This is a genomic window from Mesorhizobium sp. CA7 (assembly GCF_020165015.1).
Taxonomy (GTDB): domain Bacteria; phylum Pseudomonadota; class Alphaproteobacteria; order Rhizobiales; family Rhizobiaceae; genus Mesorhizobium.
This window is the reverse complement of sequence record NZ_JAIUHH010000005.1, coordinates 14660-30306: the sequence shown is the minus strand read 5'-3', so window position 1 is coordinate 30306 and position 15647 is coordinate 14660. Positions and strand designations below refer to the sequence as shown.

Here is a 15647-nt window from a genome sequence, read left to right as displayed (position 1 = left end):
GTCACTTGTGCAGCGGCGTGGTGACACCCTTGACATGCCAGTCCATGGCAACGATCTCGGCCCCGGTCATCGTCTTGCCGGCGGGCACGCCCTCGCTGCCGTCGGCCTTCACGATCGGACCGGTAAAGGGCGAGAAGCTGCCGTCGGCGATCTTGGCCTCAACGTCCTTGATCCTGGCCATCATGTCGGCCGGGATTCCCGGGTTCCAGTCAACGACCTCGACCACCTTGTCGCCCACACCCAGGAAAGCGTTTGCGCCCTTGAAGGTGCCGGCGATGTGGGCGTCGACCGAGGCCTTGAAGAAGGGCGACCAGTCGGTTGCCACGCAGCCGAGATAGTTTTTGGGCGCGTATTTCTTCATCGACGAGTTGAGGTTGAAGGCGGGCACACCGGCCTCTTCGCAGGCCGAGACGACGGAGGGTGTGTCCTGCGCGTTGGAGAAGATCACGTCGCATTTCTGCGCCAGCAGCGCCTTGGCGGCCTCCTGCTCCTTAGCTGGATCGAACCAGGAGTTCACCCATACGACCGAAACCTCGACATCGGGCTTCACCGCCTGCGCTCCCAGCGTGAAAGCGTTGATAGAGGTGATCAGCTCGGGAATGGCGAAGGCAGAGACCGAGCCGAGCTTGCCAGTCTTCGAAAGCGCGGCTGCCGCCATGCCCATAAGGTAGGTACCCTGGGAATATTGGGCCGCGAAGGGCGAGAAGTTCGGCGCCACCTGGAAACCGGAAGCGTGCAGCACGGTTACATCGGGATTGCGGCGCGCGATCTGCAGGGCGCCGTTCTGATAGCCGAAGGAGCCGGCGACCAGGAACTTGTTCCCGTCGGCGACCGCCTTGTTCATGATCCGGTCGGCATCGGGTCCTTCCTGTATGTTCTCGATGATCGTCACCTTCACCTTGTCGCCGTAGGCTGCCTTCACAGGCTCAAGCCCGTCGGCGAGCGCACGGCCCCAGCCGACATCGCCGACCGGCGACGGGACCACGAGCACGATGCCCAGAGGTTCGTCGGCGGCGAGCGCGCGGCCGCCCACCGCCACGACGAGCCCAGAGGCGGCCGCGCCTTTCATCAATGTTCTGCGGGTAAGATTTGTCAGCATGTCGGTTCCCCTTGTTTTGGTTTCTAAAATTCCACCGTCGCAAGCGCCGCCTCGGCTTGCGCGAACAGTCTGGCCTCGTCGAGCCCCGGGAATTCGCCTTTGGCCCAGACGATGCGGCCGTTGATCATGGTCATATCGGTCGGCGCGCCGATGCCCACCTTGGCCAGCAGGCTCAGCGGATCGTGCCGCGTGCCGACATAGTCCATGCGCCGCGTGTCGATGGCGAAAAGGTCGGCGGCCATGCGGGGCGCCAGCCTGCCGATGTCGCCGCGACCGAGCAATGCCGCGCCTCCGGTCGTCGCATAGCCGAGAAAATCGGCCGGCGGCGGCACCGGATGGTCGCGCGTCGACGCCGACAGGCACTGCAGCATGTAGGCGGAATGGATGCAGTGCATCAGGTTGGAATTGTCGTTTGAGGCGGCGCCGTCGCAGCCCAGACCCACACTGAGTCCGAAGGCCGACATCGCCGGAATGTCGGTGATTTCGGCGCCGACGAGATAGACCGGTTCCGGACAATGGGCGACGCCGGTGCCGCTCGCGGCCATCTTGCGCAGCTCGTCATGGGTCAGTTCCCAGCAATGGGCATAGAAGGTCTCCGGCCCGCAGAAGCCGATGTCGGCGCAATAGTCCACCGTGCGCATGCCGTGACGGGCCTCGATTACCGGGCTTTCGCCCTCGCCGACATGGGTATGCATGCGCACCCCGCGGTCGCGCGCCAGCGCCACCGATTCCACGAAGGTGTCGCGATAGCAGTTGACTGGCTGGCAAGGCGCGACGACGACCTGCCGCATGCCGAAGGGACCGGCATCATGGTAGGCGTCGATCAGCCGGGCGCAGTCGGCGATGAATTCGTCGGTCGTTTCCAGCATGGCGTCGGGGATGGTCGAGCCTTCCGATTTGGGCAGCGTGTTGCCGCCACGTCCGGCATGGAAGCGCATGCCGAGCAGTTCGGCTGCTTGGAACTGCCGGTCGATCAGCCGCTTGCCCGCCTGCCGCGGAAAGCAATACTGATGGTCGAATGCCGTCGTGCAGCCGTGCTTTATCAGCTCGGCCATCGCCGTGACCGATGCGTGGTAGAAGCATTCCTCAGTCAGCCGCGAGAAAATGGGATAGATGCGGTCGAGCCATTCGATGACCGACAGCTTCGTCCAGTCCAGATCGGCGCGGTTGCGCACGAAGCATTGAAAGAAGTGGTGATGGGTGTTGACGAGGCCGGGATAGACGAACCAGCCAGCGGCGTCCTGCGTGATTGTTCCGACGGGCAGCTCTGCCTTGTCGAGGCCTGCGCCGATGGCCCGTATTGCCGGGCCGTCGGTCAAGACATCGACATTGCGTCGGATGTCCGGACCGTTGCCCTCGTCCACGATGACCGCAGCGCAGCCCTTCAGCAAATAGCCCGCCACGTCAGGCCTCGCCGACTTCGAGGACGGGCGCGGGCGTCAGTTCGTGCAGCCGGTGGATGCCCGGCATCTCGATGAAGCCCTCGAGACTGCGGACCGCCCGCGACCAGAGCCGGATTGCGGGATAGGGGTCGAGCGAAACACCGCCGTCCGGCGCCAGCGCAACATAGGGAAAGCAGGCAATGTCGGCGATCGTCGGTCGATCCGACGCGAGGAAGCGCTGGCCGCGGATATGCTGTTCGACGAGGCCCGCTTCCAGCTCCCGCAGGGCCGCTATTCCCTGCTCCCGAAGGGCGGCGATATTGCCCGGACGCAGCAGCATCTCGTGCAAGCGCGCCGTCCCAAGGCTCGCGGTCAGCCGGTGCGAGAAGGACAGCCATTGCTGGACGCGCGCCGTCCGCCCGACCGTATCATTGCCCAGCCATTGGGGTGCCGCCTTCGCGGCGAGATAGACCAGCATGGCCGAGGATTCGGTCAGCACGAGGTCGCCATCCTCCAAGATCGGGATCGAACCGGCCGGATTGAGCGCCATGAGCTCAGGACCGCGATGCTCGCGACCGGGATGGAAGTCGACAGGACGGATGTCGAGCGTCACCCCGATCAGCGCAGCCATGAGGCGCACCTTGTAGCAGCTCGGCGACAGCACGTAGTCGTAGAGCTTCATTGCGCCACCAGTTGCGCGCCGTAGGTGTAGCCGTGGCGTTTCAGCCAGCGCCGGTAGGCAACCGAGGTAAGGTCGGCGCGCGTGGGAATCTCCATGCCGGGATCGAGCGGGAGCAGCGTCGGAATTTGGTTTTCGAGGATCGATCGGTCCTGAACGAAGATCGTCTGCTGGAAATGGATCAGGTCGGCCATCGGTGTTTCGTCGTCGAACAGCGCCATCCATGGCCAGACGTCGCATAGGTCTTCGGCAAGTGGCTGCACGAAAAGTGTGATGACGTCCCATTCCGCCGGGCGAGGCGGGCAGGTCTTGTAGAGCACCGAGCAGGTCGGCGCGGGCACGCGGTACATATATTCCGTGGTGATGCCACCTTCCGCCGACTTGGCGGCCTGCGGCTGGTAGAACTTCACCTGAGTGGCCCAAACCTCGTCTTCGTCCTCTCGGATCTCGACCTTGTAGTTCTGCACCTCCGTATGCGGCTCGGCCCCCAGTATGTCGGTATGCACGAAAGGAAAATGCGCGATGTCCAGGAAGTTCTCCACCGCACGCAATGGCGAGCAGCGCACGCGCACCACCCCGACATCGACGAGCCGGCGGCCCGGCTGATCGGCCTCGGGGATCGCAAACAGCGGCTTTTGTGGATTGCCGAGCGATGACCAGACATGGCCATAGCGGATGCAGGCCGGCAGGTCACGTCCGTTGCCGCCCGTGACCTTCGCGTTTCCATCTTCGCCGCGCCTCACCGCGATCGGCTCGCCCATCAGGGCCGTCCTGCGCCCATGCGCATCGAGCTGGCTAGCAAGGCCGACAGGGTACCATCCGTCGATCATCGTGTTGCGGGTCATCGGGCGATCCCGGCGCGTGCAATATCCTCGGCCGCCCGCCGCAGCGCCTCGGCGGCCCTCGACGCGGCGATACGCTCGTCCGGATTGCTGTCCTCGTCCACCAAAACATGCATCAGCGTGCGCGCCTGCCCATCGGGAGCAAGCAGCAGCCGGACGGTCCGATCATCATAGGTGTAGTCGAGCAGGTCTCCAGCGGCCGTCGTGCCCGCGGCCGCCTCCAGCGCCACGATGCCCGCTTCCACCACCATGGAGCGGAGCGGCGCAAGGCCCTCGAACCGCGGCGGCCCGGCGGCGGGTTCGCCAACCGAAATCCATATGATGCCGCCGCCATCCTCGACGTGCTGCGTCGCGACCCGAATTGTGTCCGGCGGCTTCAATGCCGGATGGGCCGGAATGCGCTGGCAGTTTCCCGCCTTGGCGTAGCTCCAGCCGTGATAAATGCAGGCCAGGGTCTCACCGCGTACGAAGCCGTGGGAAAGTCGCATGCCGCGATGAGGGCATCTGTCGGCGAAGGCCGCCGCACGGCCGGAGCGGGTTCGCCAAAGGGCAACCGGTCCGGCCGGGGATTGCGCCGGCATAACGGTTCCCGCCGGCAAGTCCGCGGAGAGGGCAACAGGCATCCATGAGCCGGTGGGATAAGACGGCATGCATCAACTTTCAAAACGGCACCAGCATCTTCCCGAGCGAAGCTTCGCGGTCAAGGATATGCCAATACGCCGGGTTACGTTTGCACAACATTTCCTCACTGGCAATAATGCCTAAAAAAGGTGCATCATACCTCGGCAGGCAGAGGGCCGCAGGCCCAGAAACCTAGCCCGATTCGCTCTTGATCGGCATCCGGCGGATCGTCTCGACCCAGACATCGATTGGTCCAAGCGAGCACCCCATCTCCATCATGTCGATGAGTTCGACCGGACCGGCAATGTCGAGTTCAACGCGGTCGGGACCGGCAACGCATATCGCATGCGCGAGCCCGAGCTTGGCGGCATGACGCTCGATCCACGGAAGAAAGGATGCCACCTCGACATCGCCGAGGATCGTCATGCGCTCCCGCCAGGAACATCGATTTTGCTCGTTCATAGAAAACCTCGGCAATGAAGCTAATATTCTATCTATCTATCTACATCGTGCTCAATCGCTGAAGCATCTGCTTGAGAGCGTCGTCACGCCAGACCTGAAGTCGAAGACTGCTATGTGCGAGTTGATCCTCAAGATCGACAGACAGGTTTCGGTCCAACTAGTCGCGCTCACGACCTGGTTGATATGCCTTCGACGACGCGCTACGGGATTGAGGGATCGTATAGGCCGCTGGCTTCCCAGCGCGACCTATCCTGGCGGATGGAGGGCGCCGACGGTCGCGAAACACTCAAGAAGCTTTTCACGATTTCTCCCTAGGGGTCCAAGGAGCAGCGCGTGCTCAACCGCCTCTGGACCCAGATCAAGACCGGAAGCTAAACGGAATATGGCGGCTCAAACCTTTTTCGAGCGGCGCCGCGGCGTGGAGGCCTGCCGCCGCGTCGTAGCCATGCGACAGAGGAATGGCAGAGGGACAGGGCGAAATCTCTGGGGTCGGTAAAGAGCAAATTCACGCTCAGGGCCGACCAGAATGACTCCCGCGATCTCCAGCACGCCGCTGCCGAGAGCGCTTTCTCGCGCCGGCAGGATATGGTCGGGCGCCCGTGACGGGCGCAAGTCGGTGGCGATCTGGCCAATTGCCAGTTCCGCCGCGTTAACGAACTGGCTGTGTCTGATGCTACCGGCCTCGCGATCGTTTGAGCCTTTCCGACCCGATCAGATCGAGCGTAGCTGCGATCACGTTCGCGTGGCCGCGTTCACAGGACAGCAATGAATGCTCAAGCCCGCATGGCCTTCCACAATTTTCGGGCGCGCCATGGTATCCGCGCAGGCGGAGTTCATGGTTGCCGCGACCACGAAGACCGCCAGTCCCAATCTCTTCAGCATTTCAGGCTCCTCATGAGGCTTGATCGCCGGGCGTCGGAGTTGGCCTCCTGCTTTGCAATGCCGAGAGACGGTTGAGCAGGTTGAGGGTGATCCTCCCCACGTCGTTCATTGCTTTGCCGGCAGGCAGCGCGCCGCACCAGGCGACCGAACTTGCTGAAAAGATCAGGCCGCCCGCAGCAAGATTTCGTAAGGTCATTTCGGCGCAGCGACGGCCGACGCGTTCTTCATCCCCGCCCGCGTACCAGCGCGAGGGATCCTGGAAGAAGCCGGCCGGAAAGTCCGTCGCGCGGGCGATCACGACGGTGTCGGCCGACGTGCCCAGGGCCGGGTTCGTCGCATCCACCTCGTAACCCGCGGCGGCACCCAATACGATGCCTTCCGAACCGAAGGTTTCGTCCTCGATGCTTTCAAACAACCATGAGCATTCCGGCGCGTGGCTTTCGGGCGTTCGCGTGAACGGGCGCGCGCCGTCGAAACCCATCAGCGAAATCGCGCCGCCGACCAGTGAAAACTCGCCGCGGCCCCGGGAGCGAAGGTGGCCGCCAGGCTCGTTGGTTATCGACAGATATTGTTCGCTGACCGGGCCGTCCCATGTGCGGCCAGGTTCCAGGGGCGAGCGGCGCAATTCCATCAGGTCGTCCTTGAAGGCGACCGTTCCGGCAAAGCCGTTTCCGCCGAGATAGGCGATGCTGCCGCCGTCGGCCGCGAATTGCCGCAGTGCCCCTTCCATCTCGGTCGACATGTATTCCGGATGGCTTCCTGTCACGACGGCCCGATGCCCGCGGAGAGCCTCGAGCCCCTGCCGATGCAGATCGTGATCGGTGACGATATCGAGCGCTATGCCGTTCTCGTTGCAGAATCTGAGGAAATGCAGATCGACCGGCAAGTTGTGAGGGCAGCCGCATAGCGGGTAGTTGTAGTCGTCCCGCAATGTCACCTTGGGTTTGCGATAGGAGCAGATCGACACGCCGCTGAGATCGGAGTGATAGTCGTAGAGCGACTTGAGGCTGTTTGCGATGGCAAAGCGGTGTCCGCGATCGTCGCACTTCCACTCATAGAGATGGTCGGGGAGATACTCGTCCGCGTAAGCGAGATAGGTCGCGGTCGGCAGCAGATAAAGCAGTGGTGAGGAGGCACGCGCGGAGGTGACGAAGAACACGATGCGCTCGTAGCCGCCGTCCCATTCCACCTGGAAAGCGTATACGCCCGGCTTCGCATTCTCGGGCACCGCGGCGCGGTGGGAAGCAGGCCAATCGAGCGGTCCCATGTCATCGTCATGGCAATGGACGGCATCGTAGTGCGAAGGCACGAGCCGGGGGTCGAAGCTTGATCCGTCCCAGCGCGCCGATGTCACGCAGAATGTAGGTTGATTGATCACATCGAGCGCCAGCGGAACCGGTCCGCCTGACGACAGGATCGGTCCCGTCGGCAGAAGAGTCGGGAAATCCCAGGTGATTGGCCCCTGAGAAGTCTCCAGCCGAATAGCTGCAAATCTCGCATTGAGAGTGAGCTCACTTCGAGAGCCGCTCGCGCCGAAGAGGATGTCGCGCCCTTGCGGATGCCATTCGGCGTCGTGCAGGCGCCGCTTGAATTCGTAAGGGGCGAGGAGGTCGTGAGATTTCAGCTTGAAAAGCGGCTCGTCCTCATGCAGGCCGAGCTCGATGGTCAGCCAAACCCCTTGCGGAACCGGCGCAGACAACAGACGATCATTCCGCATCTCCAAGGCGATCGCCCCATCGCGAAGGCTCAGCAGAAAGGAGCCCGCTTCCAGGATTGTGCGCGGCCCCATATTGCGGGTGAGAAACAGCTCAAAGCGGATGCCCTTGACGGCAGGCGCTTTTGCAAGCTCCTTGGCATGCAGGCGAAGGTATGACCCTTGATCGAAGCTGCGATGGGCGTCCGGCTCGGATGTCGCCTCGATTGGCCAATCCTCGAAGTCCGCGGCTTGCGTGTCCAGCCGGCATATCCGCACGCTCTCCACCGGCCGGCTGCAGGAGAGGCCAAGTTCCACCCGCTGGCCGGGCCTTACGCTCCAGGGCGTGGCATAACCGGCAGCGCTCATCGCTCCATGGTCAACCAAGCGGCGCATGGATCGTGCCTCTCAAATCCATGAATGACGGAGCGACTTCGCGGTCTTGGTCCAGATCGACCGGTTGTCGCGCATGCCCTCAACCACTACCGCAACCCAGTTGATTTGTATATGCTTGTATAGGTAAGTTCGATCCATTAGGCTCAAGGCGAGATCGCCAAGCCGGCGGTGCCAAGGAGGATCGCATGCGCAACGCTCCGCTCTTCGACCTGTCGGGCCGGAAAGCACTTGTCACCGGCGCAAGCCGCGGCATCGGGCGTTCCATTGCCGAGGCGCTGAGCGCGGCCGGCGCCGATGTCGCCGTCACGGCACGCAGCCTTGCCTCGCTTGGGGAGACGACGGCGACCATCCGCGCCGCCGGCGGGGTGGCGCACGCCATCGCCCTAGACGTCACCGATGTCGGCCGCTGCAGGGCGGCGACGGCCGAGGCCGCCGGCCTGCTCGGCGGTCTCGATATTCTCGTCAACAATGCCGGAATGGAGGAAGTCCACCCCTCGCTCGATGTCGACGAAGCGCTTTGGGACAGGATTGTCGACACGAATCTCAAAGGCGCATTCTTCTGCGCCCAGGCCGCCGCGCAGCACATGAAGGACGCCGGCCGGCCCGGCGTCATCATCAATCTTTGCTCACTCACCTCCGAAGTCGGGATTCCGACGGCTGTGCCCTATGGCTCGTCGAAGTCGGGCTTGCTCGGCATGACGCGCGCTCTGGCGGCCGAGTGGGCGGATCTGGGGATCAGGGTCAACGCCATCGCCCCCGGCTATTTCAGGACGGCAATGACGGAAGTGTTCTACGGCAATGAGGCATGGCGGCAATCGATGCTCGCCAAAATCCCGCAGCATCGCTTCGGCGACCTGTCGGACCTGCACGGGATTGCGGTATTCCTCGCCTCCGATGCCTCGGCCTACATCACCGGTCAGTCCATCCCCGTCGATGGCGGCTTTCTCGCGTCGATCTGAGATGGCCTCTCATCAGCTGAGCTAGAGTTTGCTGGACGCAGAAAATGCTGGCAGCTGTTATACGTACATGTATATACTTTTGCAGGCTGGCAATGTTCCACCTGCGGCCCTTGCCTCGTATTGCCGGTCTCAAAGGTCTTCCAGGCGTGTGACCGGCCATCGCCAACCGCCACTGCGTTCCGGGAGAAGGAGCAGCCATGTCCGATATCAGCTTCCACGACCTGTCGACCCTCGACGCCGACCGGCGGGCCAGCTTGCTGAGGCGCGCCGAAGCCGATCTTTCGGTCTTCGTCGAAAAAGCCCGTCCGATCATCGAGGCGGTCAGGACCGAAGGTGACACCGCCCTGCTTCGGTTCGCGCGCGAGCTCGACAAGGCCGATGTGGCCGATGGCGGGCTCAAGGTCTCGGAAGCGGAGTTCGACGCGGCATTCGACAAGGTCGAAAAGGATGTCGTGGAGAGCATCCGGTTCGGTATCGAGAACATCCGGCATTTCCACGAGGAGCAGCGTCCGGAAACGATGTGGCTGAAGGAAGTCCGGCCGGGCGCCTATGCAGGTGACAGATACACCCCGATCGCCTCCGTGGCGCTTTACGTTCCGCGCGGCAAGGGCGCCTTCCCGTCGGTGACGATGATGACCTCGGTCCCGGCTGTGATTGCCGGCGTGCCCCAGATAGCGATCGTGACGCCGCCGACTTCCGATGGATCCGTCGATGCCGCGACCCTGGTTGCCGCACGTCTCGCCGGCGTCGAGACCGTGTACAAATGCGGTGGCGCCCAGGCGGTCGCTGCTGTCGCCTATGGCACCGAGACGGTGAAGCCCGCCGTCAAGATCGTCGGGCCGGGCAGTCCCTGGGTGGTGGCGGCAAAGAGCCTGCTGTCCTCGGTCATCAACACCGGCCTTCCGGCCGGCCCTTCCGAAGCCATCATCTTTGCCGATGACAGCGTCGATGGCGGCCTTGCCGCGCTGGACCTTTTGATCGAAGCCGAGCACGGACCGGATTCCTCGGCCTATCTGGTGACGCACAGCCGCAAGGTCGCCGAGGCCGCGCTTGCCGCGCTGCCGCAGCATTGGTCCCGCATGAGCGAACAGCGCGTCGAATTCTCGCGCGCTGTGCTGACCGGAACGCGCGGCGGCATCGTGCTGACCGCGTCCCTGGAGGACAGCTATCGCTTCATCAACGACTACGCTCCGGAGCATCTCGAGATCCTGTCGAAGGAACCGTTCGCGCATCTCGGGCACATCACCGAAGCGGCCGAGATCCTCATGGGTCCGCATACGCCGGTGACGCTCGCCAACTTTGTCCTCGGGCCCAATGCCGTGTTGCCGACCAGCCGGTGGGCGCGCACCTATGGGCCGCTGTCGGTCACGGATTTCGTCAAGCGCTCGTCAGTCGGTTATGTGACGTCGGCGGCCTATCCGGAACTCGCCCGGCACGCGCGCAGGCTCGCCCGCTACGAAGGCTTCAGCTCGCATGAAAACGCGGTGTCGGAAATCCGCAGCCGCTATCTCTCGGTCTGAGCGGAAGCGAAGACGATGAAGGCCGCGCGACTTTACGGACCCGGCGACTTGCGCGTTGAGGATATCGCCGCCCCGGGCGTCCCCGATGCGGGCTGGGTGAAGCTCAAGGTGGACGCCGCGGGCATCTGCGGTTCCGACCTGCACAATTTCCGCACCGGTCAATGGATAAGCCGCTCGCCTTCGACGGCCGGCCATGAATTGACGGGCACGGTGATCGCCGTGGGTGAGGGCGTCGACACCATCGCCATTGGCGACCGGGTGGTCGCCGATTCACGCTTCTGGTGCGGAGAGTGCGCGCAATGCCGTGCCGGCAGGCGCCATCTCTGCACGTCGCTAGGCTTCGTCGGCGAAATATGCGACGGCGGATTTGCCGAACAGGCCGTGCTCCCCGCGCGCCTGTTGCATAGCGTCGATGCCGCGCTTGATGTGCGGGTGGCGGCGATGGCCGAGCCGCTCGCGGTTGCGCTGCATGCGGTGCGACGCCTGCCGAAAGCGGCGGCCTCGGTGCTTGTTCTCGGCTGCGGGACCATCGGGGGCCTTGCCGCGTTGCTGCTGTCGCGGACGCTCGCGGGCACCGTATTGATCGCCGACCGCAACCAAGGCCGCTGCGCTCGCGTCGCGCGCGTGACCGGCGCCACGATCGTCGACCTGGACGCGCACGCCATCGCCTCAGCGACTGCGAATACCCCCTTGCTCGCGGCCGTCGAGGCGACAGGCAGCGTCGCCGCGCTCAGTCAGTTGCTGGGTGTTCTCGGCCCGGGCGGCACCATTGCGATGGTCGGCATCTTCCACGGCCGGCTCGACATCGACCCCAACATGCTGGTCGAGCGGGAGATCGCGTTGCTGGGCTGCCACGCCTTCGCCGACGAGCTTCCCGATGCCATCCGGATGCTGGGTGAACTGAGCGAGCCGCTGATCAGCCTGATTGACCGCGAGATCGGCCTGGATGACGTCCCCGCAACCTACCGGCGGCTGCTGGAAGGCCAGGGCGACGGCTTGAAAACAATCATCCGGATGCGGCAATCCCTTGAGCATTCCTGATTTCCGTGCTTGCCGGAAAGGATATCTGAAATGAACACTCTGCCCGATACGGCCAGCCCCCTCTACGAGAAGGTCAAGGACTACATCCTGACGAACATCGGAACCGGCCGGTGGAGCAAGGACCGCAAGCTGCCGTCCGAAAATGAATTCGTGGCAGCGCTTGGCGTCTCCAGGATGACGATCCACCGTGCCTTGCGGGAACTGACCTCGGCGGGATTTCTGATCCGGCTGCAGGGCGTGGGAACATTCATTGCGCCGCCGCGGCCGCAATCGGCCCTGATCGAGATCAACAATATCGCGGCCGAGATCCTGGCACGCGGCAACAAGCATCGTTCCGAGGTTCTCGTCCTCGAAAAAATCATGCCGGAAAAGGAGCTTGCGCTGTCCTTCGAGTTCGCCAGGCGTTCGTCGGTCTACCACTCCGTCGTCGTCAATTTCGAGAACGATCTGCCCGTGCAACTGGAAGAGCGCTTCGTCAATCCGAGCCTGATACCCGACTACGACAAGCAGGATTTTTCCAAGACCGCGACCTACGACTATCTGATGCAGAAAACACCGGTGACCGAGGTCGAGCACATCATCTCGGCAATCCCAGCCGATGCCGAGACGGCGCGGCATCTAGGCATCGATGCCGGCAGCTGCTGCCTGCTTCTGCACCGCCGGACGTGGACGGGAGCGATCGTCGCCACGATCAGCAAGCTGACCTATGTCGGCAGCCGCTATTCGCTCGGCAGCCGGTACTCTCCTTCCAAAAGCGGCTGATCGCGGCAAGGCGAGCCCTGTTCCGGCGCAAATCGCGTGACGGACTTCCTGGATGCGATCGATCGAACGCCATGCGGCGAACGGATGCGGCCCGATGCCATGGAAGCCGCGGATTCAGCTGCTCCAGCTTGTATATGCATGTATGTATTTTCGCCTTGACATTCACCGCCGCTGACGTTGAGTATCCTTGCGCTTCCGTTGAAGCGGCAGGTAAGACGCCGAGGCACAATGCCGCAAGAGCATAAGCCCGCATTCTCATCCAAGCCGGATATGCAGTTCAAAGATCGGCGCGATCATAAAGGGGAACAGAGATGATGCGTAACCTAGCAGGACAATTTCGTGCACTCGCCGTGGCCGCCGCCATCGTAATCGCCCCGGCGGCCTATGCCGCCGACACGGCCATTCCCGCGGCGCCTGAAGCGGGCACCTTCAAGATCGGCATCGAGCCATGGCTCGGCTATGGCCAGTGGCACGTCGCCGAGGCCAAGGGCCTGTTCAAGGCAAGTGGGTTGTCGGACGTCCAAATCGTCAACTTCGCCGAGGACAAGGACATCAATGCCGCGCTCGCGAGCGGCCAGCTCGATGCCGCCAACATCGCGACCCATACCGCGATGGGTATGGTTGCGGCGGGCCTGCCGGTGAAGATCGTGCTGCTGCTCGACGTCAGCATGACGGCCGACGCCATGATCGCCGGCAAGGATATTTCCTCCGTCGCCGACCTCAAGGGCAAGCAGGTCGCCTTCGAGGAAGGCACGACCAGCGACATCCTGCTCAAATACGCCCTTGCCAAGAACGGCATGTCCATCGCCGATGTGCAGCCGGTGCCGATGCCGGCGGCCGACGCCGGCAGCGCGCTGATTGCCGGACAGGTCCCGGTCGCGGTCACCTACGAACCTTATCTCACCGCGGCCAGGGCGCAGAACAAGGACGTCAAGCTGCTCTTCACCGCCGGCGAGGATCCCGGCCTGATCAGCGACGTGCTTGTGGTGCGCGACGAGGTGATCAAGTCGCGGCCCGGTCAGGTGCTTGCCATGATCAAGACCTGGGATGCGGCCCTGAAGAACTACAACGCCGATACCGCGGGTGGCCGCGCCATCATTTCCAAGGCGGTCGGTTCCAGTGTCGAGGACCTCAACACGGCCTTCGACGGCGTGCGCTATTATTCTCTCGCCGAGAACAAGAGCGCTCTGACCGGCGAGTTCTCCACCAAGACATTCGCCGATGTCGAAGCCGCCGCCAAGAATGCCGGGCTGCTCCAGGCCGACGTTACGCCGGAGCAGATGATAGACCCGTCATTCGTCAAGGCCGCGGAATGACGAAGGCTGCGTCGCGGTGGTAGCGCGGATGTCCGAGCAGCGCGCCGCCAAAACGAGCCAGCCCGGCCCCGCGCAAGGACCGGCTGCGCGACCGGTGCCGCGCCGCCGATCCTCCGGAATCGGCGCGCCCATCACGCGGTCGCGTTTCCTGATGATCGCCGTGGCCGTTTTTGCCGGCCTAGGCCTCGCCTGGTGGGCGGCAACAGGCCTGGAGCTGGTGAAGCCCATCTTCCTGCCTTCTCCGGAAAGCGTGGCGGGACAGCTCGGCAAGCTCTGGAGCGACGGCACGCTGTGGCTGGACCTCAAGGCCTCGATATACCGCATCTCCGTCGGCTTCCTGATCGCCTCGGCGCTGGCGATACCGATCGGCGTGCTGATCGGCAGCTTCAGGGTCTGGGAAGCCGCCATCGAGCCGCTGGTGGATTTCATCCGCTATATGCCGGTGGTCGCCTTCGTGCCGCTTTCGATCCTTTGGTCGGGCACCGGCGACGCCCAGAAGTTCCTGATCATCTTTATCGGCACCTTCTTCCAGCAGGTCCTGATGATCATGGACAATGTGAAGCGGGTTCCGACGGATTTCGTCGGCCTCGGCAGGACGCTCGGCCTGCCGGACCGCAAGATCCTGACGCGCATCGTGGTGCCCAGCGCTCTGCCGGGCATCTGGGACACGCTGCGCATCAGCCTGGGCTGGGCGTGGACCTGGCTCGTGCTGGCTGAGCTCGTCGCGGCGACATCCGGCCTCGGCTACCGCATCACCGTGTCGCAGCGCTATTTCCAGACCAACACCATCATCGGCTACATCCTGCTCCTGGGCGTGCTCGGTCTCATCACCGACCAGGTGATGAAGGCGTTGGGAAAGGTGCTGTTCCGGCAGGAAGGGCACGCGCAATGAGGTTCGGCCGATGAGCTTGCCCAAACTTCGCATCGAAGGCCTCCATAAGAGCTTTGGCACCGGGGAGCGGCGCACCGAGGTGCTGCGCGACATCAATCTCGACCTTGCCGACAACGAGTTCGTCTCGCTGGTGGGCACGTCGGGTTGCGGCAAGAGCACGCTGCTGTCGATCGTGGCCGGGCTGCAGGATTTCGACGCGGGCGAACTCGACATCGACGGCTCGCCGATCCTCAAGCCCGGGCTCGACCGCGGCGTCGTCTTCCAGTCCTACACGCTGCTGCCCTGGCTGACGGCGCAGCAGAACATAGAATTTGCCCTCAAGGCCGCCGGCTATGATCGCTCGACCTGCCGCAGGATCGCGCGCGAGCATCTCGACCTCGTCAAGCTTCCGCACTGCGCCGACCTTTACCCGTCGGAACTGTCGGGCGGCATGAAGCAGCGCGTCGCCATCGCGCGGGCGCTGTCCTATCGGCCCAAGATGCTGCTCATGGACGAGCCCTTCGGCGCGCTCGACGCCTTGACTAGGCACCAGATGCAGGAGCTGCTGACGCAGATCTGGGAGGAGCACCGGCTGACCGTGCTCTTCGTCACCCATGACGTGGAGGAGGCCGTCTATCTGTCCGACCGCATCGTCCTCATGGGGATCGGCCCGGGACGCATCATGCGAACCTTCAACGTCGACATAGAGCGCCCGCGCCGGGAAGAGGTCGTGGAAAGCGCGGAGTTCATGGACCTGCAGCGCAATGTTCACAAGGCGATCCGCGAAGCTTCAAGACGTCCAGAGATGGCATGAGGCGAGCCGGCCTTGCCGGGCCGCCTGCGGAATCGCCCCTCTGCGACTAACATAATCCTTCTCCGTCAATAGCTTACGAAGCGGTTCGCCAAAGTTGACAAGAGCCTGCGGGCGGCGGTGTCGCAGCTTCCGATTGGGCTGACTACGCCAAGCAATCCAAGGCAAAGCAAGCCAAATAACGGGCGAGCCCTCGCGCTTTTTTAAGCGTTTGCCGGCGTGCGGATAAGATTCGATCTGCGTGTCGGAACAAATTGGCGCCCACCACGTTGTGGAGCTTGCGGTGAATTGTATACCTCGCCGCGAGGGCG

The 15647-nt window shown here is 63.4% G+C and carries 15 protein-coding genes; 7 read left to right on the top strand and 8 right to left on the bottom strand.

Features of this window, described 5'->3' with window-relative positions:
• Window position 1 precedes the first annotated feature (1 nt).
• The 8 genes from LB552_RS12465 to LB552_RS12430 form a co-directional block, all read right to left on the bottom strand.
• The gene (locus tag LB552_RS12465) at window positions 2-1096 is read right to left on the bottom strand and encodes a BMP family ABC transporter substrate-binding protein (RefSeq protein WP_224606933.1); all 1095 of its coding nucleotides are present in this window, start codon (window positions 1094-1096) and stop codon (window positions 2-4) included.
• A gap of 26 nt (window positions 1097-1122) precedes the next feature.
• Window positions 1123-2502 carry an amidohydrolase gene (locus tag LB552_RS12460; protein WP_224606034.1) on the bottom strand — a complete coding sequence of 460 codons (1380 nt, stop codon included), beginning with the start codon at window positions 2500-2502 and terminating at the stop codon, window positions 1123-1125.
• 1 nt (window position 2503) lies between these two features.
• Window positions 2504-3163 carry a glutathione S-transferase family protein gene (locus LB552_RS12455; protein WP_224606030.1) on the bottom strand — a complete coding sequence of 220 codons (660 nt, stop codon included), beginning with the start codon at window positions 3161-3163 and terminating at the stop codon, window positions 2504-2506.
• Window positions 3160-4005 carry an aromatic ring-hydroxylating oxygenase subunit alpha gene (locus tag LB552_RS12450; protein WP_224600629.1) on the bottom strand — a complete coding sequence of 282 codons (846 nt, stop codon included), beginning with the start codon at window positions 4003-4005 and terminating at the stop codon, window positions 3160-3162. The genes LB552_RS12455 and LB552_RS12450 overlap by 4 nt, the downstream gene beginning before the upstream one ends.
• A complete protein-coding gene (locus tag LB552_RS12445; RefSeq protein WP_224606027.1) occupies window positions 4002-4652 on the bottom strand; it encodes a Rieske (2Fe-2S) protein in 651 nt (216 codons plus the stop codon). The genes LB552_RS12450 and LB552_RS12445 overlap by 4 nt, the downstream gene beginning before the upstream one ends.
• A gap of 163 nt (window positions 4653-4815) precedes the next feature.
• The gene (locus LB552_RS12440) at window positions 4816-5085 is read right to left on the bottom strand and encodes an acylphosphatase (protein ID WP_411965928.1); all 270 of its coding nucleotides are present in this window, start codon (window positions 5083-5085) and stop codon (window positions 4816-4818) included.
• A gap of 732 nt (window positions 5086-5817) precedes the next feature.
• A complete protein-coding gene (locus tag LB552_RS12435; RefSeq protein ID WP_224542919.1) occupies window positions 5818-5967 on the bottom strand; it encodes a hypothetical protein in 150 nt (49 codons plus the stop codon).
• A gap of 10 nt (window positions 5968-5977) precedes the next feature.
• Window positions 5978-8056 carry a N,N-dimethylformamidase beta subunit family domain-containing protein gene (locus tag LB552_RS12430; protein WP_224606007.1) on the bottom strand — a complete coding sequence of 693 codons (2079 nt, stop codon included), beginning with the start codon at window positions 8054-8056 and terminating at the stop codon, window positions 5978-5980.
• A gap of 185 nt (window positions 8057-8241) precedes the next feature.
• Between LB552_RS12430 and LB552_RS12425 the strand changes: the two genes are divergently transcribed.
• The 7 genes from LB552_RS12425 to LB552_RS12395 all read left to right on the top strand — a co-directional run bounded on the left by LB552_RS12425 (window position 8242) and on the right by LB552_RS12395 (window position 15339).
• Window positions 8242-9015, top strand: coding sequence for an SDR family NAD(P)-dependent oxidoreductase (locus LB552_RS12425; RefSeq protein ID WP_095768630.1), 774 nt, complete (start codon window positions 8242-8244; stop codon window positions 9013-9015).
• Window positions 9016-9212: 197 nt separating this feature from the next.
• On the top strand, window positions 9213-10535 hold the full coding sequence (hisD, locus tag LB552_RS12420; RefSeq protein ID WP_224606004.1) for a histidinol dehydrogenase: 1323 nt from the start codon (window positions 9213-9215) through the stop codon (window positions 10533-10535).
• A 15-nt stretch (window positions 10536-10550) separates the two neighbouring features.
• The gene (locus tag LB552_RS12415) at window positions 10551-11576 is read left to right on the top strand and encodes a zinc-dependent alcohol dehydrogenase (protein ID WP_224605997.1); all 1026 of its coding nucleotides are present in this window, start codon (window positions 10551-10553) and stop codon (window positions 11574-11576) included.
• A 30-nt stretch (window positions 11577-11606) separates the two neighbouring features.
• On the top strand, window positions 11607-12338 hold the full coding sequence (hutC, locus tag LB552_RS12410) for a histidine utilization repressor (RefSeq protein WP_095768633.1): 732 nt from the start codon (window positions 11607-11609) through the stop codon (window positions 12336-12338).
• Window positions 12339-12652: 314 nt separating this feature from the next.
• Entirely contained in the window at window positions 12653-13654 is a 1002-nt protein-coding gene (locus LB552_RS12405; protein ID WP_224606904.1) for an ABC transporter substrate-binding protein, read from the top strand.
• 28 nt (window positions 13655-13682) lie between these two features.
• Window positions 13683-14546: an ABC transporter permease gene (locus tag LB552_RS12400; RefSeq protein WP_411965924.1), complete on the top strand. Its 864-nt coding sequence runs from the start codon at window positions 13683-13685 to the stop codon at window positions 14544-14546.
• A 10-nt stretch (window positions 14547-14556) separates the two neighbouring features.
• Window positions 14557-15339, top strand: a complete 783-nt coding sequence (locus LB552_RS12395) for an ABC transporter ATP-binding protein (protein ID WP_224605994.1) — start codon at window positions 14557-14559, stop codon at window positions 15337-15339.
• The last annotated feature ends 308 nt before the right edge of the window (window positions 15340-15647 follow it).

Excerpts from the sequence above, each read along its gene's own strand:
- LB552_RS12425 (WP_095768630.1), top strand. The coding sequence starts at position 8,242 with ATGCGCAACGCTCCGCTCTTCGACCTGTCGGGCCGGAAAGCACTTGTC.
- LB552_RS12455 (WP_224606030.1), bottom strand. The coding sequence starts at position 3,163 with ATGAAGCTCTACGACTACGTGCTGTCGCCGAGCTGCTACAAGGTGCGC.
- LB552_RS12435 (WP_224542919.1), bottom strand. The coding sequence starts at position 5,967 with ATGCTGAAGAGATTGGGACTGGCGGTCTTCGTGGTCGCGGCAACCATG.
- hisD (WP_224606004.1), top strand. The coding sequence starts at position 9,213 with ATGTCCGATATCAGCTTCCACGACCTGTCGACCCTCGACGCCGACCGG.
- LB552_RS12395 (WP_224605994.1), top strand. The coding sequence starts at position 14,557 with ATGAGCTTGCCCAAACTTCGCATCGAAGGCCTCCATAAGAGCTTTGGC.
- LB552_RS12445 (WP_224606027.1), bottom strand. The coding sequence starts at position 4,652 with ATGCCGTCTTATCCCACCGGCTCATGGATGCCTGTTGCCCTCTCCGCG.
- LB552_RS12430 (WP_224606007.1), bottom strand. The coding sequence starts at position 8,056 with ATGCGCCGCTTGGTTGACCATGGAGCGATGAGCGCTGCCGGTTATGCC.
- LB552_RS12440 (WP_411965928.1), bottom strand. The coding sequence starts at position 5,085 with ATGAACGAGCAAAATCGATGTTCCTGGCGGGAGCGCATGACGATCCTC.
- hutC (WP_095768633.1), top strand. The coding sequence starts at position 11,607 with ATGAACACTCTGCCCGATACGGCCAGCCCCCTCTACGAGAAGGTCAAG.
- LB552_RS12405 (WP_224606904.1), top strand. The coding sequence starts at position 12,653 with ATGCGTAACCTAGCAGGACAATTTCGTGCACTCGCCGTGGCCGCCGCC.
- LB552_RS12400 (WP_411965924.1), top strand. The coding sequence starts at position 13,683 with ATGTCCGAGCAGCGCGCCGCCAAAACGAGCCAGCCCGGCCCCGCGCAA.
- LB552_RS12415 (WP_224605997.1), top strand. The coding sequence starts at position 10,551 with ATGAAGGCCGCGCGACTTTACGGACCCGGCGACTTGCGCGTTGAGGAT.
- LB552_RS12450 (WP_224600629.1), bottom strand. The coding sequence starts at position 4,005 with ATGACCCGCAACACGATGATCGACGGATGGTACCCTGTCGGCCTTGCT.